Origin of the sequence: Microbacterium sp. ER1, assembly GCF_023383675.1 — a bacterium.
Taxonomy (GTDB): Bacteria; Actinomycetota; Actinomycetes; order Actinomycetales; family Microbacteriaceae; genus Microbacterium.
Genome location: NZ_QCXO01000138.1, coordinates 22,135 through 44,325 on the forward strand (window position 1 = coordinate 22,135; position 22,191 = coordinate 44,325).

19 protein-coding genes, 1 tRNA gene and 1 other RNA gene are annotated in these 22,191 nt (G+C 70.7%); 12 read left to right on the forward strand and 9 right to left on the reverse strand.

What is annotated here, in order from left to right:
• Positions 1-79 precede the first annotated feature (79 nt).
• The 5 genes from BV453_RS13395 to aceE form a co-directional block, all read right to left on the reverse strand.
• Positions 80-328, reverse strand: coding sequence for an acyl carrier protein (locus BV453_RS13395; protein ID WP_017202249.1), 249 nt, complete (start codon positions 326-328; stop codon positions 80-82).
• 69 nt (positions 329-397) lie between these two features.
• Positions 398-1,399, reverse strand: a complete 1,002-nt coding sequence (locus tag BV453_RS13400; protein ID WP_249521820.1) for a beta-ketoacyl-ACP synthase III — start codon at positions 1,397-1,399, stop codon at positions 398-400.
• Positions 1,396-2,316 (reverse strand): ACP S-malonyltransferase, encoded by a 921-nt coding sequence (locus BV453_RS13405; protein WP_025103616.1) that lies wholly within the window; start codon positions 2,314-2,316, stop codon positions 1,396-1,398. Before BV453_RS13405 ends, BV453_RS13400 begins: the two co-directional genes overlap by 4 nt.
• A gap of 97 nt (positions 2,317-2,413) precedes the next feature.
• Positions 2,414-3,610, reverse strand: a complete 1,197-nt coding sequence (locus tag BV453_RS13410) for a CdaR family transcriptional regulator (RefSeq protein WP_025103615.1) — start codon at positions 3,608-3,610, stop codon at positions 2,414-2,416.
• A 31-nt stretch (positions 3,611-3,641) separates the two neighbouring features.
• Positions 3,642-6,368 carry a pyruvate dehydrogenase (acetyl-transferring), homodimeric type gene (aceE, locus tag BV453_RS13415; protein WP_249521821.1) on the reverse strand — a complete coding sequence of 909 codons (2,727 nt, stop codon included), beginning with the start codon at positions 6,366-6,368 and terminating at the stop codon, positions 3,642-3,644.
• Between the two features lie 153 nt (positions 6,369-6,521).
• On the opposite strand from aceE, the gene BV453_RS13420 reads away from it, so the two are divergent.
• The 3 genes from BV453_RS13420 (at position 6,522) to BV453_RS13430 (ending at position 8,528) form a co-directional block, all read left to right on the forward strand.
• Positions 6,522-6,594, forward strand: a tRNA-Val gene (locus tag BV453_RS13420).
• Between the two features lie 28 nt (positions 6,595-6,622).
• Positions 6,623-7,510, forward strand: coding sequence for a TIGR01777 family oxidoreductase (locus tag BV453_RS13425; protein ID WP_249521822.1), 888 nt, complete (start codon positions 6,623-6,625; stop codon positions 7,508-7,510).
• A 64-nt stretch (positions 7,511-7,574) separates the two neighbouring features.
• Positions 7,575-8,528, forward strand: a complete 954-nt coding sequence (locus BV453_RS13430; RefSeq protein ID WP_085607657.1) for an L-lactate dehydrogenase — start codon at positions 7,575-7,577, stop codon at positions 8,526-8,528.
• Positions 8,529-8,562: 34 nt separating this feature from the next.
• Here BV453_RS13430 and BV453_RS13435 read toward each other — a convergent pair whose 3' ends face one another.
• A complete protein-coding gene (locus BV453_RS13435; RefSeq protein ID WP_249521823.1) occupies positions 8,563-9,327 on the reverse strand; it encodes an SDR family oxidoreductase in 765 nt (254 codons plus the stop codon).
• 100 nt (positions 9,328-9,427) lie between these two features.
• Between BV453_RS13435 and BV453_RS13440 the strand changes: the two genes are divergently transcribed.
• A complete protein-coding gene (locus tag BV453_RS13440; RefSeq protein WP_249521824.1) occupies positions 9,428-10,264 on the forward strand; it encodes a helix-turn-helix transcriptional regulator in 837 nt (278 codons plus the stop codon).
• Positions 10,265-10,275: 11 nt separating this feature from the next.
• On the opposite strand, the gene BV453_RS13445 is transcribed toward BV453_RS13440, so the two are convergent.
• Entirely contained in the window at positions 10,276-11,115 is an 840-nt protein-coding gene (locus BV453_RS13445; protein WP_025103609.1) for an aldo/keto reductase, read from the reverse strand.
• Positions 11,116-11,215: 100 nt separating this feature from the next.
• Between BV453_RS13445 and BV453_RS13450 the strand changes: the two genes are divergently transcribed.
• The 4 genes from BV453_RS13450 to rnpB all read left to right on the forward strand — a co-directional run bounded on the left by BV453_RS13450 (position 11,216) and on the right by rnpB (position 14,478).
• Positions 11,216-11,599 (forward strand): YchJ family protein, encoded by a 384-nt coding sequence (locus BV453_RS13450; protein ID WP_249521825.1) that lies wholly within the window; start codon positions 11,216-11,218, stop codon positions 11,597-11,599.
• A 37-nt stretch (positions 11,600-11,636) separates the two neighbouring features.
• Complete coding sequence (locus BV453_RS13455; protein WP_136052457.1) at positions 11,637-12,374, forward strand: zinc ribbon domain-containing protein; 738 nt, start codon at positions 11,637-11,639, stop codon at positions 12,372-12,374.
• A gap of 22 nt (positions 12,375-12,396) precedes the next feature.
• Positions 12,397-14,097: a bifunctional 3'-5' exonuclease/DNA polymerase gene (locus BV453_RS13460; protein WP_249521826.1), complete on the forward strand. Its 1,701-nt coding sequence runs from the start codon at positions 12,397-12,399 to the stop codon at positions 14,095-14,097.
• Between the two features lie 24 nt (positions 14,098-14,121).
• Positions 14,122-14,478, forward strand: an RNA gene (rnpB, locus tag BV453_RS13465) — RNase P RNA component class A.
• 115 nt (positions 14,479-14,593) lie between these two features.
• On the opposite strand, the gene ppgK is transcribed toward rnpB, so the two are convergent.
• Positions 14,594-15,340 carry a polyphosphate--glucose phosphotransferase gene (gene ppgK / locus BV453_RS13470; RefSeq protein ID WP_025103605.1) on the reverse strand — a complete coding sequence of 249 codons (747 nt, stop codon included), beginning with the start codon at positions 15,338-15,340 and terminating at the stop codon, positions 14,594-14,596.
• Between the two features lie 81 nt (positions 15,341-15,421).
• Here ppgK and BV453_RS13475 point away from each other — a divergent pair, with 81 nt between their 5' ends.
• The 4 genes from BV453_RS13475 to BV453_RS13490 are packed head-to-tail and all read left to right on the forward strand — an operon-like array spanning position 15,422 to position 20,953.
• Entirely contained in the window at positions 15,422-15,661 is a 240-nt protein-coding gene (locus tag BV453_RS13475; RefSeq protein ID WP_025103604.1) for a hypothetical protein, read from the forward strand.
• Between the two features lie 2 nt (positions 15,662-15,663).
• Positions 15,664-17,001, forward strand: coding sequence for a type I glutamate--ammonia ligase (gene glnA, locus BV453_RS13480; protein ID WP_025103603.1), 1,338 nt, complete (start codon positions 15,664-15,666; stop codon positions 16,999-17,001).
• A gap of 7 nt (positions 17,002-17,008) precedes the next feature.
• Positions 17,009-19,984, forward strand: a complete 2,976-nt coding sequence (locus BV453_RS13485) for a bifunctional [glutamine synthetase] adenylyltransferase/[glutamine synthetase]-adenylyl-L-tyrosine phosphorylase (protein ID WP_249521827.1) — start codon at positions 17,009-17,011, stop codon at positions 19,982-19,984.
• A 48-nt stretch (positions 19,985-20,032) separates the two neighbouring features.
• Positions 20,033-20,953 carry a diacylglycerol kinase family protein gene (locus BV453_RS13490; RefSeq protein WP_025103601.1) on the forward strand — a complete coding sequence of 307 codons (921 nt, stop codon included), beginning with the start codon at positions 20,033-20,035 and terminating at the stop codon, positions 20,951-20,953.
• Here the strand turns inward: BV453_RS13490 and BV453_RS13495 are convergent, their stop codons facing one another.
• Positions 20,954-22,102 carry an AI-2E family transporter gene (locus BV453_RS13495; RefSeq protein ID WP_249521828.1) on the reverse strand — a complete coding sequence of 383 codons (1,149 nt, stop codon included), beginning with the start codon at positions 22,100-22,102 and terminating at the stop codon, positions 20,954-20,956.
• Positions 22,103-22,191: the final 89 nt, after the last annotated feature.

A 22,191-nucleotide genomic window follows, 5' to 3' on the forward strand; every position in this document is an offset into this window, starting at 1 on the left:
GAAACGAGTTCGTGCGGGGGATGGGCAGGGCCGGAGGATGCCACGCCCCGCGCGGGGCGAGGGTGGCATCCTGCCGGGATTACTCCTGGCCCGCGACGATGAAGTTGACGGCGTCGCCGACGGTCTTCAGGTTCTTGACCTCGTCGTCCGGGATGGTGACGCCGAACTTCTCCTCGGCGTTGACGACGATCGTCATCATCGAGATCGAGTCGATGTCGAGGTCGTCCGTGAACGACTTCTCCAGGGCGACCTCGCTGGCGTTGATGCCGGTCTCGTCGGTGATCAGCTCTGCGAGGCCGGCGAGGACCTCATCGTTGGTGAAAGCCATGGTGGTCTTCCTCTTTCTTGCGGGTTGTATTCGGAACCGTGGAACAGTCTAGGGAAGGTCGACGCGTCTTCAGGGGAGGACGACGACCTGGGCTGCGAAGACGAGGCCGGCGCCGAAGCCGATCTGCAGGGCGAGGCCGCCGGAGAGCTCCGGGTGCTCGGCCATGAGGCGGTGGCTGGCGAGCGGGATCGAGGCGGCCGACGTGTTGCCGGTGGTCTCGATGTCGCGGGCGATGACGGTGGTCTCCGGCAGACCGAGCTGCTTGGCGAACTCGTCGATGATGCGCATGTTGGCCTGGTGCGGGATGAAGGCGGCGAGGTCGGAGGCCTCGATCCCGGCCTTGTCCAGCGCCTCCCGGGCGACCTTGGCCATCTCCCACACGGCCCAGCGGAAGACCGTCGGGCCCTCCTGGCGGAGCGTCGGCCACGGCACCACGCCGTCGCGGAAGTCCGTGAGGGTGCCGTTCATACCGACGGCGCCGGCCTTGGAACCGTCGCTGCCCCAGACCGCGGGGGCGATGCCCGGCGTGTCGCTGGGGCCGATGAGAGCGGCGCCGGCGCCGTCGCCGAGGAGGAACGAGATGCTGCGGTCGGTCGGGTCGACGACGTCGGAGAGCTTCTCCGTGCCGATCACGAGGGCGTGGCGGGCGGCGCCGGCCTTGATGAGCGCGTCCGCCTGCGCGACCGCATAGGCGTAGCCGGCGCAGGCCGCATTGATGTCGTACGCCGCGGCCGGGTTGGCCCCGACGCGGTCGGCGACGATGGCCGAGACCGACGGCGTCTGCTTCGGGTTGCTGATGGTCGCGACGATGACGAGGTCGACCTGGTCGGCGGGGACGCCCGACTTCTCGATGGCCTCGGCTGCCGCCGCGGTCGCGAGGTCGATGGCGTCCGTCTCCTTGTCCGCCCGGGCGCGCGTGACGATGCCGGTGCGCTGACGGATCCACTCGTCGCTGGAGTCGATCGGCCCGATGAGGTCTTCGTTGGGCACCGCGTTCTCGCCGCGAGCCGCGCCGAACGCGTAGATGCGGGTGTAGGCGGGCCCGGCGATCTGGGCGAGGGAGGCGGTCATGCGGCTTCTCCGTTCAGCAGCGCGACGGCGGCTTCGAGGTCTTCGGGGGTCTTCACGGCGACCGTCGGCACGCCGCGCAGGCCGCGCTTGGCGAGACCGACGAGGGCGCCCGCGGGGGCGAGCTCGATGACGCCGGTCACCCCGGCGTCGGCGAAGGAGGTCATGCAGAGGTCCCACCGAACGGGGGAGGAGACCTGATCGACGAGGTAGTCGAGCGCCGTCGCTCCGTCGGTCACGACCGAGCCGTCGCGGTTGGTCCAGAGCGTGATCTCGGGGTCGGACGGCTGCACGTCGGCGACCGCGTCGCGGAGCGCCGAGACGGCGGAGGCCATGTAGTCGGTGTGGAACGCTCCGGCGACCTGGAGCGGCACCACGCGGGTGCCCTTGACCGGCTCCTCGGCGAGAGCTGCCAGGGCCGGGAGAGGACCGGCGACGACGATCTGCCCGCCGCCGTTGAAGTTCGCCGGCGCGAGGCCGAGCTCGGCGAGGCGGGCGAGGAGCGTCTCCTCATCGCCGCCGAGGACCGCGCTCATCCCCGTCGGGGTCTGGGCGGCGGCATCGGCCATCGCCCGCCCCCGGATGCCGACGAGGCGCATGCCCGTCGCGGCGTCCAGCACGCCGCTGCCGACGAGCGCCGCGATCTCCCCGACGGAGTGCCCGGCGATGCCGTCCGCGCGGCGACCGGCGGCGGCCACGAGAGCATCACCGGCGACGAGGGAGGCGGCCACGATCAGCGGCTGGGCGACCCGGGTGTCGCGGATGGTGTCCGCGTCCGACTCGGTGCCGTGCGTGCGGAGATCGACCTGCGCGGCCTCGGAGTAGGTGGCGAGACGCTCCTCCACTCCGTCGAGCTCGAGCCAGGGGGCGAGGAATCCGGGGGTCTGCGAGCCCTGTCCAGGGCAGACGACGACAATCACCCACCCAGTCTGCCAACGATCGCGGCAGAACGGTGGATGATCCATCACAAGATTGCGCGGAACCCTTGTGTGTGGCGCACAGAATGCACCGGGTGGGTCAGCGCGGAGGGCGGCGCAGCGGCGGACGGCGGCGTACCTGCTCCGCGGCCCCGATGGAGCCGAGGATGAGCGCCGTCTGCAGGATGAGCGCCTCGCGGGGCCCGGTCGCGTCCCACCCGATGACCTCGCTCACCCGCTTCAGGCGGTAGCGGACGGTGTTCGGATGCACGAAGAGCTCGCGGGCCGTCGCCTCGAGGGAACGGCCGTTGTCGAGATAGCTCCAGAGCGTCGTGACGAGGTCGGTCGAGTGCGCCTGCAGCGGGCGGTAGATGCGCTCGATCAGGGTCTGCTTCGCGAGAGGGTCGCCGGCGAGGGCGCGCTCCGGGAGCAGATCGTCGGCTTCGACGGGCCGCGGTGCGCTCCGCCAGGCGCGAGCCACCGCGAATCCGGCCAGCGCCGCACGCGCGCTCTGGCTGGCGTCGACGAGGGCAGCGACAGCCGGCCCCAGCACGACGAACCCCGGGCCGAACGACGGCTCCAGACGAGCCGCGATCTCCTGGAACCCGAGCTCCTCGTCCTCGCCCTCCTGGCCCTCGACGCGCGCGCGTCCGAGCACGAGCACGAGGCGCGAGCCCTGCACGCCGATGAGGACGTCGACCGCGAGCTTCCGCGCCGTGCGACGCACGAGGTCGACGTCGAACTGCGGAGGCGTGGTGCCCACGAGGACCGCGACCTCTCCGTGGCCGTGCCACCCGAGAGCGGCGATCCGGCTGGGCAGCTCCTCGTCGGCCTCGCCCGTGAGGATCGAGTCGACGACGAGCGCCTCGAGCCGCGCGTCCCAGAGGCCGCGGGCCTCGGCGGCGCGCGCGTAAACGTCGGCGGCGGCGAACGCCACGTCCCGCGAGTAGAGCAGGATGGCCTCGCGAAGGTGCTCGCCCTTGCCCGCCACCCGTTCCTCGGTCACCTCGACCGTGACGCGGATGAGCTGGAGGGTCTGCTGCAGACTCACGCTCCGCAGCAGCTCACGGGGAGCGGCGGCGAAGATGTCCGCGGCGATCCACGGGGTGGACGTCGGGTCGTCGTACCACTGGATGAACGAGGTGATGCCCGCCTGCGCCACCAGCCCGACCGCGGAGCGGCGGGCCGGTGGCATGTCGGCGTACCAGGGGAGGGTGTCCTCCAGCCGCTTGATCGTCACCGTGGCGATGTCGCCGGAGATCCGGCGCAGCCAGGTGAGCGTGGCGGCCTTGTCCATGCCGGCGGCGGAGGCAGCTGTCACCGAGGGCTCAGCTTTCGCCGCCTGCGTTGCCGCTCGTGCCGGCGTTCACGTCGTGCAGGCGGTACTTCTCGATGGCCTGGGCGGAGAGGCCGCGGTCGACCTTGCCCTCCTCGGCCAGCGCCTGCAGCGTGCGCACGACGATCGACGGTCCGTCGATCTTGAAGAAGCGGCGGGCCGCGGCACGGGTGTCCGAGAAGCCGAAGCCGTCGGCGCCGAGCGTGGCGAAGCGGTTCGGGACCCACGGGCGGATCTGGTCCTGCACGGCGTGCATGAAGTCGCTGACCGCGACGACGGGACCCTCGGCGCCCTGGAGCTTCTGCGTGAGGTAGGCGGTGCGCGGCTCCTGGTCCGGGTGGAGGAAGTTGTGCTCGTCGGCGACGAGGCCGTCGCGGCGCAGCTCGGTCCACGAGGTGACCGACCACACGTCGGCGACGACACCCCAGTCCTTCTTCAGCAGCTCCTGGGCCTCAAGCGCCCACGGCAGGCCGACGCCGGAGGCGAAAAGCTGGGCACGGGGGCCGTCGCCCTCGCCGACGGAGACGCGGTGGATGCCGCGGACGATGCCGTCCACATCCACGTCGGCCGGCTCCGCGGGCTGGACCATCGGCTCGTTGTACACCGTGAGGTAGTACATGACGTTCGGGTCTTCGTGCTGCCCGCCGTACATCCGCTCGAGACCGGAGCGCATGATGTGCGCGATCTCGTAGCCGTACGCGGGGTCGTAGGAGACCGTCGCCGGGTTGGTGGAGGAGAGCAGGTGCGAGTGCCCGTCGGCGTGCTGGAGGCCCTCACCCGTGAGGGTGGTGCGCCCGGCGGTGGCGCCGATGATGAAGCCGCGGGCCATCTGGTCGCCGGCGGCCCACTGGGCGTCACCGGTGCGCTGGAAGCCGAACATCGAGTAGAAGATGTAGATCGGGATCAGCGGCTCGCCGTGCGTCGCGTACGACGTGCCCGCGGCGGTGAACGCCGCGAGAGCACCGGCCTCGTTGATGCCGACGTGGACGATCTGTCCCTGCGGGCTCTCCTTGTAGGCGAGCAGCAGCTCCCGGTCGACCGACGTGTAGTGCTGGCCGTTGGGGTTGTAGATCTTCGCGGTCGGGAAGTACGCGTCCATGCCGAACGTGCGCGCCTCGTCGGGGATGATCGGCACGATGCGGTGGCCGAACTCCTTCGAGCGCAGCAGGTCCTTCAGCAGACGGACGAACGCCATGGTCGTGGCGATCTCCTGCGTGCCGGAGCCCTTCTTCGGGAGCGCGTAGGCGTTCTCCTCGGGAAGGGACAGGCCGACGTGCGTCGAGCGGCGCTCCGGGAGGAAGCCGCCGAGGGCCTTGCGGCGCTCGAGCATGTACTGGATCGTCTCGTCCTGCGGTCCCGGGTTGTAGTACGGGGGCAGGTACGGGTTCTCCTCGAGCTGCGCGTCCGTGATCGGGATGTGCATCGCGTCGCGGAACGTCTTGAGGTTGTCCAGCGTCATCTTCTTCATCTGGTGGGTCGCGTTGCGGCCCTCGAACTGCGGGCCCAGCCCGTAGCCCTTGACGGTCTTCGCGAGGATGACCGTCGGCTTGCCCTTGTGCTCGGTCGCGGCCTTGAAAGCGGCGTAGACCTTGCGGTAGTCGTGGCCACCGCGCTTGAGGTTCCAGATGTCGTCGTCGGAGTAGTCCTTGACCAGCGCGGCGGCGCGCTCGTCGCGGCCGAAGAAGTGTTCCCGGATGTACGCGCCGGACTCGGCCTTGTACGTCTGGTAGTCGCCGTCGGGGGTGGCGTTCATGAGGTTGAGCAGTGCGCCCTCGGTGTCGCGGGCGAGCAGGTCGTCCCACTCGCGGCCCCAGATCACCTTGATGACGTTCCAGCCCGCGCCGCGGAAGAACGACTCGAGCTCCTGGACGATCTTGCCGTTGCCGCGCACCGGGCCGTCGAGACGCTGCAGGTTGCAGTTCACGACGAAGGTGAGGTTGTCGAGGCCCTCGTTGGCGGCGACCTGCAGCTGACCGCGGCTCTCGACCTCGTCCATCTCGCCGTCGCCGAGGAAGGCCCAGACGTGCGACTGCGAGGTGTCCTTGATGCCGCGGTTCTCGAGGTACTTGTTCGACATCGCCTGGTAGATCGCGTTGATCGGGCCGAGACCCATCGACACGGTCGGGAACTGCCAGTACTCCGGCATCAGGCGCGGGTGCGGGTACGACGGGATGCCGTTCGGCGCGTGCGACTTCTCCTGGCGGAAGCCGTCGAGCTGGTCCTCGGTGAGGCGACCCTCGAGGAAGGAGCGGGCGTAGGTGCCGGGGGAGGCGTGGCCCTGAATGAAGATCTGGTCGGCGCCACCGGGGTGGTCCGCGCCCTTGAAGAAGTGGTTGAAGCCCACCTCGTACAGCGCCGCCGAGGACGCGTAGGTGGAGATGTGACCGCCGACGCCGATGCCGGGGCGCTGGGCGCGGTGCACCGTGATGGCGGCGTTCCAGCGGATCCAGGCGCGGTAGCGCCGCTCGATCTCCTCGTCGCCGGGGAACTCAGGCTCGTTCTCCGGGGCGATGGTGTTGATGTAGTCGGTGGTCGGAACCATCGGCACGTTCAGGTGCAGTTCCTTGGAGCGCTTGAGCAGGCTGAGCATGATCTCGCGCCCGCGGCCGTGGCCCTTGGCGTCCACCAGCTCGTCGAGCGACTGCTGCCACTCACCGGTCTCTTCCGGATCGCTGTCGAGGGGGCCCTGAGAGTACGGATCCTGGTCGTGGACGGTCACGGGGGAACCTTTCGTCAAGCTGGCAGGTCATGCCAAGGAAACGGGAAGCGACACGGGCAGCCTTGTCGGCCGTGCACAACGCGCGCCGACCTCAGCCTATCCCTCTTCCACGACACGGGTGCGCATCCGCGCCCGGATAGACTGAGCGCACCAGGGCCTTTAGCTCAGCTGGTAGAGCGCCACGTTTACACCGTGGATGTCGTCGGTTCGATCCCGGCAGGGCCCACCCGTATCGATTGCAGCGGGGAGCGGCAATGGCGCGACGCATCGTCATCAGCGGGGCCTCAGGCCTCATCGGTTCCGCCCTCGCCGCCTCCCTGCGGGCGGACGGCATCGAGGTGAGCACCCTCGTGCGACGTCCTCCGCAGGCGGAGGGCGAGATCGAATGGTCGCCGGGGGACACCGCGCTCGACCCGGATGCGCTCGCGGGAGCGGAGGCCGTCGTCGCCCTCGGAGGCGCGAGCGTCGGCCGGCTCCCGTGGACGCGCGGATATCGCCGTCAGCTCGTCGAGTCGCGGCTCGACGCGACGAACACCCTGACCACGGCCCTGCGCGCTCTGCGCACCGACGCGCCCGCCTTCCTCTCCGCCTCCGCTGTGGGCTACTACGGATCGGCTCCCGGCGAGGTGCTCACCGAGCACTCCGGCCCCGGGAGCACCTTCCTCGCCGACCTCACCGTGCGCTGGGAGACGGCCGCGCGACGAGCGGAGGACCACACGCGGGTCGCCCTGCTGCGGACGGCACCGGTGATCCACCGCCGGGGGGTGCTCCGACCCATGATCACGCTGACGAAGCTCGGCGTCGCCGGCCCGCTGGGGCCGGGTACGCAGATCTGGCCGTGGATCTCGTTGGACGACGAGGTGCGCGGTATCCGCCATGTCCTCGATGAGAAGCTCGCGGGGCCCGTCAACCTCACCGGGCCCACCCGGGCGTCCGCGAACGACATCGGTCGCGCGCTCGCGCAGCGGATGCATCGGCCGTTCTGGCTGCCCGCTCCGCGGTGGGCGCTGCGCCTCGCTCTCGGCGACGCCGCCGAATCGTTGCTGCTCCCGGATGCGGACGTGCGGCCCGAGGCGCTGCAGCAGTCCGGCTTCCGCTTCGCCCATCGCACCGCTGCGGATGCGGTGGCCGCGGCGGTCTGACGACGACGCCATTCTCCCGGCGAGACCCCTGCCGTCGCGGCGCCCGCGCTGTCAGGATGGGCGCATGGAGATCATCGAGAACTCGAAGCTCACCGTCGTCGGCGCCGGAAGCGTCGGATCGAGCGTGGCCTATGCGGCTCTGATCCGGGGATCGGCCCGCCACGTCGCCCTGTACGACATCGCGACGGAGAAGGTCGAGGCGGAGGTGCTCGACCTCGCGCACGGCACGCAGTTCACCGGCAGCAGCGACATCATCGGCGGCAGCGACATCTCCGTGGCGGCCGGTTCCCATGTCGTGGTCATCACGGCGGGAGCGAAGCAGAATCCGGGTCAGACGCGCACCGAGCTCGCCGGAGTGAACGCCGGCATCATCCGGCGCATGATGCCGGAGCTGCTGTCGGTCGCGCCCAATGCGGTCTACGTCATCGTCACGAACCCGTGCGACGTGCTGACGGTCATCGCGCAGCAGGAGACAGGACTGCCGCCGGAGCGCATCTTCGCGTCGGGCACCGTGCTCGACACGTCTCGGCTGCGCTGGAAGCTGGGGGAGCGGGCGGGCGTGTCCACGGCCAGCGTGCACGCCCACATCATCGGAGAGCACGGCGACACCGAGTTCCCGCTCTGGTCGCGGGCGACGATCGGCACGGTCCCGATCCTCGACTGGGAGACCCCGGGGCACCCGCGCTTCACTCTGGAGGAGCTGGACGAGATCGCCGTCGACGTCCGCGACGCCGCCTACAAGGTGATCCAGGGCAAGGGCGCCACGAACTACGCGATCGGGCTCTCCAGCGCCCGCATCGTGGAGGCGATCCTCCGGGACGAGCATGCGGTGATGCCCGTGAGCACGGTTCTCCGCGACTTCCACGGGATCGACGGCGTCGCCCTGTCCGTGCCGTCGATCGTCAGCGCCGCCGGGGCCCTCCCGATCCGCACGACCGCGTTCTCGGATCGCGAGCTCGAGCTGCTGCGGCAGTCCGCCGAGGCGCTCACCGCGGTCGCCGCATCCCTGCAGGAGTGACGGCGGGTGGGGCGGCGGACCGCCCCACCGGGGTTCACCGGCCGTGCGGATCCGTGCGGTTGAGCACCGCCACGACCTCGTCGTAGTCGCCCCGCGCCTCGCCGTAGCGGAGGAACTTCACCCGCTCGACCTGGATCTCGGTCGCGTCGGGCTGAGTCTCGATGAGCGTCATGACCTCGTCGATGAACGCGTCGAGGGGCAGTGCGGCCTCGTTCTCCGCATGCCCGGGCATGAGGTCCGTGCGCACGGCGGGCGGCTCGAGCTCCTGCACCGCGACAGTCGTGCCCGCGAGCTGCAGCCGCAGCGACTCGCTGAGCATGTGGATCGCCGCCTTGCTCGCGTTGTATGTGGGCGTGACCTTCAGGGGTGCGAAGGCGAGACCGGAGGAGACGGTCATGATGGTCGCCGAGGGCTGGGTCTGCAGGTGCTCGATGAAGGCCGCGATGAGGCGGATCGGGCCGAGGATGTTCGTCGTGACGGTCTCCTCGGCGGTGGACAGGAAGCCGGCCGGCGCGGTCCAGTCCTCCGCCCGCATGATGCCGGCCATCGTGACCAGCACGTTCAGCGTCGGGTGCGCGGCGAGCACCGCGGCCGCGGCCTCGTCGATGCTCGCCGGGTCGGCCGTGTCGATGCGGACCGTGTGAAGCTCGGGATGCGCGGCGGCGATCGCGGCCAGCCGGTCCTCTCGGCGTCCCCCGACGATCACGGTGTTGCCACGCTCCTGCAGCCGGAGGGCCAGCGCCAGACCGATCCCGCTCGTCGCGCCGGGGATGAAGATGGTGTTTCCGGTGATGTCCATGGCCCCAGCCTCGACGCTGCGTCCGCGCCGTTCCAGAGACGGCTGATCGGGGGATCGGCGGTCCCTGGATCCCGTCCCGCGTCCGGGGGATACTGCACGGATGGATCGTGACGCCCTGGCCGACTTCCTCCTGCGCCGTCGGGAGGCGCTGCGTCCTGCCGACGTGGGCCTGCCCGAGGGGACTCGGCGACGGACGGCCGGACTGCGCCGCGAGGAGGTCGCACAGCTGGCGACCATGTCGACGGACTACTACACGCGTCTCGAGCAGCGTCGGGGCCCGCAGCCAAGCGCGCAGATCCTCGCCGCCCTCGCCCGTGCGCTGCGGCTGTCCTCGGACGAGCGCGACTACCTCTACCGGCTCAGCGGGCTCAGCGCTCCCGATCGCGCGGTGATCACCGACTACGTCCGTCCCGGCATCCTCCGCGTGCTCGACCGTCTGCACGACACCCCGGCGTTCGTGGTCTCGGCTCTCGACGAGGTGCTGGTGCAGAACGACGCCTCACGCGCGCTGATCGGAGACGCGAGCGGTCTGACCGGGCTCGACCGGAGCGGCATCCATCGCTGGTTCGCGCGACCGGAGGAGGAACGGCGTCGGTACCGGGAGGTCGATCACCCCCGGCAGTCACGGGCGCTGGTGGCGGCGTTGCGCGCGGCGTACGGCACCATGGGCGCGCGGTCGCGGGCGGGGGAGATCGTGGCGGATCTGTCGGAACGGAGTCCCGAGTTCGTGCGGCTCTGGGCGGCCCACGAGGTCGCCCGTCGCTTCGAGCAGCACAAGGTGATCGTGCATCCGGAGCTCGGGGAGATCGAGGTGGACTGCCAGGCGCTGTTCACCGAGGACGAGTCGCAGGCGCTCATCGTCCTGACGGCGCAGCCGGGGAGCGAGGCGGCCGGGAAGCTGGAGTTCCTGCGCGTGCTCGGTACGCAGCGCGTCTGAGCCCTCCCCGCTCAGGACTCCTCGTGCACCGCGGGATCGCCGTCGAACAGGCGCCCGTCCGCGCGTCCGAGTGCGGTGATCGCGGCGACCTCCGCGTCGTCGAGCACGACGGCGGCGGCGGCGAGGTTCGCGGCCTGGTGCTCCGCGGACGACGCCTTCGGGATCGCGACCGTCTCCCTGGCCACGTGCCAGGCGAGGACGGTCTGCGCGGGCGTGATGTCGTGAGCGGCGGCCACCTCGCGGACGACGTCCTCGTCGAGGAGGGCCTGCGCACGCCCCAGCGGGCTCCAGGCCTCGGTGAGGATGCCGTGCTCCCGGTGGTAGGCCAGCTGCTCCTCCTGCGGGAAGTACGGGTGCACCTCGATCTGGTTCACGACCGGCCGGACCCCGGTCTCCCGTTCGATGCGCTCGAGATGCTCGGGGAGGAAGTTCGAGACGCCGATCTGGCGGACGACGCCCCGCGCCTGGGCGTCCACGAGCGCCTCCCACGCCTCGACGTACTCGTCCTGGCTCGGGTTCGGCCAGTGGATGAGGTGCAGGTCGGTCGCGTCGAGGCCGAGGCGGGAACGGCTCTCCTCGATGCTGGCGGTCGCCGTCGCGCGGGCATGGTGCCGTCCGGGGAGCTTCGTCGTCACGATGACCTCGGAGCGGGGGACGCCGGAGGCCGCGACGCCGCGCCCGACGGAGCCTTCGTTCTCGTAATTGAACGCGGAGTCCACGAGGCGGTATCCCGCACGGAGGGCCTGGGCGACCGCGTCGGCTCCGGCGTCGCCGTTCAGCCGATACGTGCCGAGGCCGAGTGCCGGCAGGGCGAAGCCGTTGTGGGCGCGGAAGGTGGGGACAGTGGTCATCGGTGCTCCTGGCGTTGGCGTGCCTCCAGCGTAGGGCGAGTTGGCGCGACACGGTCCTCCGCGCGATGCTGGCAGGCATGACCCTGATCGTCGCGCTCTCATGACGGAGCCCACCCGCTGCCCCTGCGCTTCGGGGGACACCGTCGCCGCGTGCTGCGGCCCCCTCCTCGACGGCGCTCCTGCCCCGACCGCCGAGCGGCTGATGCGCTCCCGGTACACCGCTTTCGTGCGGGAGGACGGGGCGTACCTGCTCCGCACCTGGCACCCGGAGACGCGACCGGAGACGATCACCTTCGAGGCGGACCTGGAGTGGCGGCGTCTGCTGATCGTGGACCGCGTGGCGGGCGGCCCGTTCGACACGGAGGGCGTGGTCGAGTTCGAGGCGTTCTGGCGGCAGGGCGGCACGCGCGGATCGCTGCACGAGCGCAGTCGCTTCGTCCGTGAGAACCGGACGTGGTTCTACGTGGACGGCGACATCCGGTGATGCGGCCCTCGGCCCGGCAGCGAGTAGATTTGAGAGCGTGAACGCCACCCCGGAGAACCAGCGCACCCTGCTCGACATCGCGGACCTCGACCGGCGCATCGCGCAGGCGGAGCGCGCCCGCACGCAGCCGAGCCAGGCGGGCCGGATCGCCGAGCTCGTCGCCATCCGTCAGGAGCAGCTCCGCGAGCTCACGGTCCTGACCGGCGCCAGGGACGACGCCCGCACCGAGCTCTCGCGGCTGGAGTCGGACGTCGCGCTGGCCGAGCAGCGGCGCGACCGCGACGCCCAGCGCCTCGCGGCGGCAACCAACCCGAAGGAGGCGCAGGCTCTGGAGCACGAGCTCGCCAGCCTCGCCAAGCGTCTGAGCGACCTGGAGGACGCGGAGCTCGACGTCATGGGCCGAGTCGAGGAAGCCGACGCCGCCGTGGCCGCCCAGCAGGCGCTGCTGGACGCGACGACCGCGGAGGGGAGTGCCCTCACCGCGCAGGGCAAGGCCGACGTCGCCGCGGCGACTGAGCTCGGCGCCCAGCTCGCCCGCGACCGGGAGGCGGTCGCCGCCACCGTTCCCGCGCCGCTTCTCGCGGAGTACGATCGCCGCGCCGCGAACAGCGCCGGAGCCGCGCTCCTCACCCGCGGAACCTGCGAAGGCTGCCGCATGATGCTGCCCGGCACCGATCTCAACGAGATCCGTCGCGCGCCCGAGGACGAGGTCGTCTCCTGCCCCGAGTGCGGCTGCATCCTCGTGCGCACCGAGGAGTCGGGACTCTCGTCATGAGCGCATCCGGCCTGCACCGCCCGTGACGGCGCCGGCGTCGGGCCCGGAGCGACGCCTCGCGCTGGTCGGCCTCGGTGCGGGGGAGTACGCCGCGATCGAGCTGGACGAGCACGACGAGGAGCAGCAGCGCACGCTCCTGCCCGCGGCGGAACTCGCGGGATGGGTGGCCGCGGTCGAAGCCGCCGACGCCCCGCGGTGGATCATCCGCAGCGCGGCCGAGATCTACGCGCTGCTCCTGAGCGAAGGCGTCAGGATCACGCGCAGCCACGACCTCGTCCTCTGTCACGCGATCCTGCGCGACACGGCCATGGTGTCCACGCCGCTGGCACCCGCCGCGGCATGGGAGCGCCGCGACCCGGTCGACACGACCCCCTCCCTGTTCGATGTCCTCGACGAGGAGTCCGGCGAGGACGCGATCGCCGCGGCACTCGAGCAGTACCGCGCGCAGCGGACCGTGATGGCGGAGGCGGCCGATGGACGCCTGACGCTGCTGTGCGCCGCAGAGTCGGCCGGCGGGCTGATCGCCGAGGAGATGCGCGTCGCGGGGCTCCCGTGGGACGCCGGGGTGCACGACGCGATCCTCACCGAGACCTTGGGGGCTCGTCCGGCCGCGGGCGGGCTGCCCCGACGGATGGTGGAGCGCGGCGACGAGGTGCGGGCCCTGCTCGACGACCCCACGCTGCACCTGGACAGCCAGCCGAAGCTGCTGCGGGCGCTGCACCGCGTGGGCGTGTCGGTGGAGTCCACGAGCAAGTGGGAGCTGTCCGCGCACGATCACCCCGTGATCGAGCCGCTCCTCGCCTACAAGAAGCTGTCTCGACTGCTCAGCGCGAACGGCTGGACCTGGCTGTCGGAATGGGTGCAGGACGGCCGCTTCCGCCCGGTGTACATCCCCGGGGGCGTCGTGACCGGACGGTGGGCATCGGCCGGCGGCGGCGCGCTGCAACTGCCGCGCAACCTCCGCCCCGCGGTACGTGCGGATCCGGGCTGGGCTCTCGTCGTCGCGGACGTCGCCCAGCTCGAGCCGCGGATGCTCGCGGCCATGGCGGCCGACGAGGCGATGGCGGCCGCGGCGCGCGGCGGCGATCTCTACGCGGGGGTCGTCGCGTCGGGTGCCGTCGCGACCCGCGAGGAGGCGAAGTACGCGGTGCTTGGTGCGATGTACGGCGCCACCAGCGGCGACAGCGGGCGACTCGTTCCCCGGCTGCGGAAGGTCTATCCCCGCGCCATGGCGCTCGTCGACGACGCGGCGCGGGTCGGGGAGGACGGCGGCATCGTCTCGACCTGGCTCGGTCGCTCCTCGCCGCGTCCGTCCACGGAGTGGATGCGACTGCAGGCCGATGCCACGGGCGCCGATGCTGACGCCGCCGTGGTTGCCCTCGCCCGCCGCCGCGCACGGGAGTGGGGGCGCTTCACCCGGAATTTCGTCGTCCAGGGCACCGCGGCGGAGTGGTCGCTCATCTGGCTCGCCGAGATCCGTCACCGCCTGGCACAGCTTCCCGAGGTCTTCGGCGCGGCCGAGGCATCGGGGCCGTTCGCCCGGGAGCCGCACTTGGCGTTCTTCCTGCACGACGAGGTCATCCTGCATACGCCGCAGGAGCACGCGGAGGCCGCGGCCGACGCCGTCCGCGAGGCCGCTGCCGTCGCCACCACCCGCCTGTTCGGTACCTTTCCGATCGACGTTCCGCTCGACCTGCGCATCGCGGACTCCGCCGAGAAGTGAGGCCCCGTAGACTGGAGGGGCGAATGGGTCGACTGGACGGTCGCGTGGCGGGCAACCGCACCGAGGAACGTCCGGGCTCCACAGGGCAGGGCGGTGGGTAACACCCACCCGGAGTGATCCGCGAGACAGTGCCACAGAGAGCAGACCGCCCCGCGAGGGGTAAGGGTGAAAGGGTGGTGTAAGAGACCACCGGGGGCCGTGGTGACACGGCCCGCCAGGTAAACCTCGCCCGGAGCAAGGTCAGACAGAGGATGATGACGCGGCCCGCCGAGTCCTCGGGTAGACCGCTGGAGCGGCACGGCAACGTGTCGCCGAGAGAGATGGCCGTCGAAGGGGCGAAGAACCCCGGAACAGAACCCGGCGTACAGGTCGGCCCATTCGCCTCGAACGCCGAAGGCCCCGATGACTGCCGTCATCGGGGCCTTCCCTCGTTTGGGTCCCTGAGCCTGTCGAAGGGCCCTGAGCGTCCCGCTGGGTCCCTGAGCCTGTCGAAGGGTCAGTCGCCGGCGAGCGAGGCCGCGCCGATGATGCCGGAGTTGTTGCGGTGGATCGCCGGGACGATCGGCGTCTTGAGGTCGAGCAGGGGCAGGAAGTCGCCCGCGTTCTTCGACACGCCGCCGCCGACCACGAACAGGTCGGGGCTGAACAGGAACTCGATGTGGGAGTAGAACGCCTGCAGGCGCTCGGCCCACTCCTCCCAGCTCAGGCCCTCGCGCTCGCGCGCCGAGGTGGCCGCGTAGGTCTCGACGGACTCGTACTCGCGGAAGTTCAGGTGGCCGAGCTCCGTGTTCGGGAGCAGCACGCCGTCGTACAGGAACGCGGAGCCGATCCCGGTGCCGAGCGTGGTCAGGAGGGTGAAGCCGAGCACGTCGCGGGCGGCTCCGTGGCGGGCCTCCGCGACGCCCGCGGCGTCGGCGTCGTTCACGAAGACGATGTTGCGGCCGAGGCCGTCGCGGAAGAAGCGCTCGGCGTCGAAGTCGATCCACTCCTTCGAGACGTTCGCCGCGGACAGGGTCTTGCCGCGCTTGACGATCGCGGGGAACGCCACGCCGAGCGGCAGGGTCGACTCGTGGACGTCGAGCGTCTTCAGGACCGTCTGCACCGCGACGAGGACGTCTTCCGGTGCCGCGCCGGCCGGAGTGGGCACGCGCACCCGATCCGAGGCCATGGTGCCGTGTTCGAGGTCGACGATTCCCGCTTTGATGCCCGTGCCGCCGATGTCGACGCCGATCGCTTTTGCCATGGCCGATAGCTTAGCGACCACGGTGCACGCCAGTAGGATCGATGACATCACCCCAACCGCTCGCGGGAAGAAGGAGCAGCCATGACCGACGGCGATCACAAGTACTGGTACAACTCCGTCACGGGCGAGGTCGAGTTCGGCATGCTGTCGCCGTCCATCGACCGCATCGGCCCGTTCGACACCGAGGCCGAGGCGCGTCGCGCCCCCGAGGTGCTCAAGGAGCGGTCGCGTGCCTGGGCCGAGGAAGAAGCCGCGGAGCAGGGCTGGGACGCGAAGCCGTCCAGCGGCTTCGGTGCGGAGAAGGGCCAGGGCGCAGAGTAGCCATGGACAAGCAGAGGGACTTCGTCCTCCGGACGATCGAGGAGCGCGGCGTCAAGTTCGTGCGCCTGTGGTTCACCGACGTGATCGGCACGCTCAAGTCCGTCGCCATCGCGCCGGCCGAGGTCGAGGGCGCCTTCGCCGAGGGCATCGGGTTCGACGGCTCCGCGATCGAGGGGCTGACCCGCACGTACGAGTCCGATCTGCTCGCCCAGCCCGACCCGACGACCTTCCAGACGCTGCCGTGGCGCGGGGAGATCGACCCGACCGCGCGCATGTTCTGCGACCTCACCACGCCCGACGGACAGCCCGCGGTGGCCGATCCCCGTCACGTGCTGAAGCGGACGCTCGCGAAGGCCGCCGATGCGGGCTTCACGTTCTACACGCACCCGGAGATCGAGTTCTACCTGCTCAAGTCGTCGTCGTTCGGTCCTGAGGGGCCCGTCCCCGTCGACTCCGCCGGCTACTTCGACAACGTCCCCGGGGGCACGGCGCACGACTTCCGTCGCCGTTCGGTCCGCATGCTGGAGGACCTCGGCATCTCCGTGGAGTTCAGCCATCACGAGGGCGGCCCCGGCCAGAACGAGATCGACCTCCGCTACGCCGACGCCCTCACCACCGCAGACAACGTGATGACCTTCCGCACGGTCATCAAGGAGGTCGCGATCGAGCAGGGCGTGTACGCCACGTTCATGCCGAAGCCGCTCAGCGGCCAGCCCGGCAGCGGCATGCACACGCACATGTCGCTGTTCGAGGGCGATCAGAACGCGTTCTACGAGGAGGGTGCGAAGTACCAGCTCTCCAAGACGGGCCGTCACTTCATCGCGGGCCTGCTCAAGCACGCCAACGAGATCTCCGCCGTGACGAATCAGTTCGTCAACTCGTACAAGAGGCTCTGGGGCGGCGACGAGGCCCCGAGCTTCATCACGTGGGGGCACAACAACCGGTCCGCTCTCGTCCGCGTCCCGATGTACAAGCCGAACAAGGGGCAGTCCTCGCGCGTCGAGTACCGCGCGCTCGATTCCGCGGCGAACCCGTATCTCGCGTACGCGCTCATGCTCGCCGCCGGTCTCAAGGGCATCGAGGAGGAGTACGAGCTTCCGCCGGAGGCGGAGGACAACGTCTGGGCGCTGAGCGACGCCGAGCGCCGGGCGCTGGGCTACTCCGCCCTGCCCGCCAGCCTCGACCACGCCCTGGAGTACATGGAGGCCTCCGAGCTCGTCGCGGAGACGCTGGGGGAGCAGGTGTTCAACTACGTGCTGCTCAACAAGCGCAAGGAGTGGGAGGCGTACCGCGGCCAGGTCACGCCGCTGGAGCTGAAGAACAACCTCGAGCTCCTCTGAGCGCGGCATGGCTCGCCCCGACGCCTCCGTCTCGCTCTCGGCCCTCGCCCGGCTCGGGTTCGCTGAGCTGAGCGAGGCCGCGGCGTCGCTGGCGGAGCTCGAGAGCCTGCTCGGCGTGCCGCGCGCGATGCTGCTCGAGGCGGCCGTCGCGGCGGACCCGGATGCGGCGGTTCGCGGGATGCTGCGGGTCGCTCGACGAGACCCTGCCCCGCTGCGGGCGCTCGCGGACGACGAGGAGACGCGCCGGCGCGTCTGGCGCGTCTTCGGTGCCTCTGTAGGACTGGCGGAGTTCTTCCTGCGGCATCCCGACGAGCTGGACGTGCTGGCCGCACCGATCGACGTGCTCCCCACGGCGGACGTGTGGCGCGATCGCCTCCTCGCCGCCGTCGGGGCGGAGGACGGGTTCGCCGACGCGGCGGACGACGGGACGGTCGTGGCGCTCCGCGTCGCGTATCGGCGGAACCTCGCGGAGATCGCCGCCTTCGATCTCGGTCACTCGCGCCCCGAAGAGGTCGTCGCCGCGGTCGCCGCTTCCCTCGCGGATCTCGCCGGCGCCGCCCTCGAGGCCTCGCTCGCGATCGCCCGCACCCACCAGGCGCCGTCCGCCGGTCGGGACGCCGTCGCTGCCACTCAGCTGGCCGTGATCGGCATGGGGAAGGCCGGCGCGAGGGAGCTCAACTACGTCAGCGACGTCGACGTCATCTTCGTCGGCGGCACGGCGGATGAAGAGGCGCTTTCCGAGCCGCAGGCGATCGACATCGCCACGCGCCTGGCCAGGGACACCATGCGCAACCTCAGCGCCATCGAGGTCGAGCCGCCGCTCTGGGAGGTCGACGCGGCGCTGCGCCCGGAGGGCAAGCAGGGCGCCCTCGTGCGCTCCCTCGCGTCGCACGTCGCGTACTACGACCGGTGGGCGAAGAGCTGGGAGTTCCAGGCTCTGCTGAAGGCTCGTCCGCTGGCCGGCGACCCCGACCTGGGCGCTGCCTACATCGACGCGGTGCAGCCGCGCGTGTGGTCGAGTGCCGCCAGGGAGGAGTTCGTCGAGAGCGTCCAGCGCATGCGCGAGCGGGTCATGGAGCACATCGACCCGGAGGACGCCCCGTACCAGCTCAAGCTCGGCGCGGGCGGGCTGCGCGACATCGAGTTCACGGTGCAGCTCCTGCAGCTCGTACACGGTCTCACCGACGAGTCGCTGCGCACGCGTGGCACGCTGGAGAGCCTGGACGCCCTGGTCGCCGGCGGCTACATCGGCCGGGCGGATGCGGGCACCTTCGCGGACGACTATCGGGTGCTGCGGCTCATGGAGCACCGTCTGCAGTTGCGCGACCTCAGCCGCACCCACCTCATGCCCAAGACGCCGGCCGGCCTGCGCATCCTGGCGCGCAGCACGAAGCTGGCTGAGACGGGGGAGGGCGTCTGGGCGCGCTGGGAGAGCGTCCGCCGCGAGGTGCGCGACATCCACACCCGCCTCTTCTACCGGCCGCTGCTGAGCGCCGTGGCCGGACTGCCCGAGGAGGAGCGCACCCTCTCCGCGGAGCAGGCTCACGACCGGCTCGCCGCGATCGGGTTCCGCGACCCGGCGGGAGCGCTGCGCCACATCGGCGCGCTGACACGCGGACTCAGCCGCAAGGCGACGATCCAGCGGCACCTCATGCCCGTCATGGTGCGCTGGTTCGCGGACGGCAGCGACCCCGACTACGGCCTCCTCGCGTTCCGCCGCATCAGCGAGCGGCTGGGGGATACCTCGTGGTTCCTGCGCATGCTGCGGGACTCCTCCGGCGCGGCGGAGAGCCTCACCCGACTGCTGTCGTCCTCGCGGTACATCGGCGAGCTGCTGGAGTGGATCCCGGAGTCGGTGGCGTGGCTGGACAGCGCCGAGCGACTGCGTCCGCGGAGCGCGCAGGCGCTCGACGACGAGGCCCGAGCGATCCAGACGCGCCATGAGACGGTCGCCGACGCGTTGCGGGCCGTCCGGGCCCTGCGGCGTCGCGAGCTCCTGCGCACGGCGATGGCGGCCGTCCTCGACGTCGTCACCATCGAGGAGGTGGCCACCGCGCTCACCGACATCACGGACGCGACGATCCAGGCGGGCCTCCGCGCCGTCCTCCGCGAGGTCGTGCCTCCCGAGGACGCGGCGCTCGACTTCGCGGTCATCGGCATGGGGAGGTTCGGCGGTGCCGAGCTCGGCTTCGGCTCCGATGCCGACGTCCTGTACGTGTACGACGCGAACGGCGTCGACCCGGGCCGAGCGGAGAAGCTCGCGACGAGGATCGTGGCGGGACTCCGTGAACACCTCACCGATCATCGCCTCCCTCTCGACCTCGACGCGGGGCTGCGCCCCGAGGGGCGCAACGGTCCGATCGTGCGGTCGCTCGACGCCTACGCGGCCTACTACCGCCGCTGGTCGCTGTCGTGGGAGGCCCAGGCGCTGCTGCGGGCGCGTGGTGTCGCCGGGAGCACGAAGCTCATCGGGCGGTTCATGGAGCTCGCGGACAGCATCCGGTACCCGGAGGCGGTCGACCTCCAGGGCCTCAGGGAGATCAAGCGGATCAAGGCCCGCGTCGAGGGGGAGCGCCTGCCGCAGGGCACGGACCCGCGTCGTCACCTCAAGCTCGGGCCGGGGACTCTCAGCGACGTGGAGTGGCTCGTGCAGCTCCTCCAGCTTCAGCACGCGATCGACGTCCCGGGTCTCCGCACCACGTCCACGCTGCACGCGCTCGACGCCGCGGTCGCAGCCGGGCTCGTCGAGGAGGACGACGCCGAGCGCCTGCGGGCGGCCTGGCTGCTGTCGAGCCGTCTCCGTTCGGGCATCACCCTGCTCACGGGGCAGACGAGCGACGTCCTGCCTGCCGACCGCCGTCAGCTGGATGCCCTGGCCCGTCTGCTGGGCTATCCGCCCCGGTCGGCGACACCACTCGAGGAGGACTACCTGGCGGTCACGCGGCGCGCCCGGCGGACCTTCGAGCAGCTCTTCTACGGCTAGACGGCCGGTCGAGTTGCACGATCGCCCTCCGTCGCTCAGAGTGAGCGTATGACCTCTCCTCGCATCGGCGTGATCTGGAACCCGACGAAGTCCGACCGGGATGTCCTCGGGGAAGCGGTGACCCTCGCGTTCGGCGAGGAAGCCGATGTGCGCTGGGGGGAGACCACCCCGGACGACCCCGGGCGCGGCGTCGCGGCGAAGGCCGTGGAGGAGGGCTGCGCTCTCGTCATCGCGGTCGGCGGCGACGGCACGATCCGCGCCGTCGCGGAAGCTCTGGTCGGCACCGATGTCGCTCTCGGGATCGTGCCGCAGGGCACGGGCAATCTGCTCGCGCGCAACCTCGGTGTGCCGCTGGAGGGCGTGCTGCCGGCGCTCGAGCACATCCGCGACTCGGAGCCCCACCGCATCGACCTCGGCTGGGTGGAGTTCGACGGCGAGGAGCATGCCTTCTCCGTCATGGTCGGCTTCGGGGTCGACGCGCAGATGCTCGTGGAGACCAACGACGACCTCAAGGATCGCGCCGGCTGGCTCGCCTACGTCGAGGCGATGGGGCGCGCACTGGCCGGCACCGAGATGACGGACATCACGCTGCAGCTCGACGACCACGAGCCGGAGGAGGTGCGCGGGCACACGCTGCTCGTCGGCAACTGCGGCATGCTCCAGGGCGGCATCCGCCTGCTTCCGGACGCCGTCCTCGACGACGGCCTCCTCGACATGCTGCTCATCAGCTCCGACGGCGCGCTGCAGTGGCTCGACACCGTCCGCTCGGTCGTCTGGGACAACGGCATCCGTCGCATGATCGGGAACGTCGATCAGGCGGTCAGCACGGACTCCACCACCCACGTGTCGGCGGAGCGGATCCGCGTGCAGCTCGCCACGCCGCAGATGTTCGAGATCGACGGCGAGGAGGTCGGCGAGATCGACGCCTTCACCGTGCGCGTGCAGCCGGGCGCCGTCCTCGTCCGCTGATCAGGCGACGGTCACCGCGGGCGGCGTCTTCTTCCTGTCCTGGTTGGGGAAGACGACCTTCTGCACGATGATGATGATGCTCGCGGCCACCGGGATCGCGACGAGCGCACCCAGGATCCCGCCGAGCGCGCCACCGGCCACTGCGGCGATGACGACCAGTGCGCCCGGGACGTCGACGGCCTTGTTCATGATCCGCGGAGAGAGCACGTACGCCTCGATCTGCATGTAGATCAGGTAGTAGATGATCGCGATCAGCGCGGTCGTCGGGGAGACGAACAGGCAGATGAGCGAGATGATGATCGACGCCGAGAGGGTTCCGACGAGCGGGATCATCGAGCCGATAAAGGCGATCAGTGCGAGCAGCGCCGGCACCGGCGCTCCGATGATGGTCAGGAAGATGAGGCTCAGGATGCCGTTGGTGAGCGCGAGGCTCGCCTGACCGATGACGTAGCGCCCGACGGCACTGGAGACGTCCTCCAGGAGCTCGCTGAACGTGTCGCGCTGGTACGCCGGGACGAACCGGGCAGCCACCCGCTTCATGCTGCGCAGCGACGCCATGAAGTAGAGCGTGAGGATGACCACGATCGTGATGCCCGTCAGGCCGCCGGCGATTCCGGCGCCGACGGCGAAGACACCGCCGCCGATGTCGAGGAAGTTGTCCGGGTTCTGCACGAAGCCGACCACGCCGTCGACGGCGTCCTTGATCGTGCCGCCGAACTGTCCGCTGACGTCCTGGAACCAGGCGCTGTTCGTGAAGTCCTCGATCATCTTCGGACCGTCTTTGATCAGGTTCCCGATCTGCTCCGCGAGGGTGGGGACGATGGCGAGGATGATCCCGGCGAAGGCGAGGAGAACCCCGATCACGACTACGGCGACCGCCGCCGGACGGGGGAGCTTGCGCTCGATGAACCGCACGATCGGATCGAGGCCGAGCGCCAGGAAGAGCGCGACGCCGATGTAGACCAGCACGGTGGCGAGCTGGCCGACGATGCCGCCGATCATGAGCGCGACGAGAACCCCGAGGGCACCGAGGAGACCGAACATGAACGGGTTCGCCCTGGCGCCAGCGACCACGCTCGACGGCGACCGTCGCTGCGCGGACACGCTGGGTGCCTGATCCGGCGGTGCGATCAACTTCTTGCGACGCATGGTCCCTCCCTCTGTCGATACTCGACACTCGATCATCCTCCACCCGGTCCCGCGCGCTGCTCAGCGACACCCGCCGGCTCGGCGGGCGT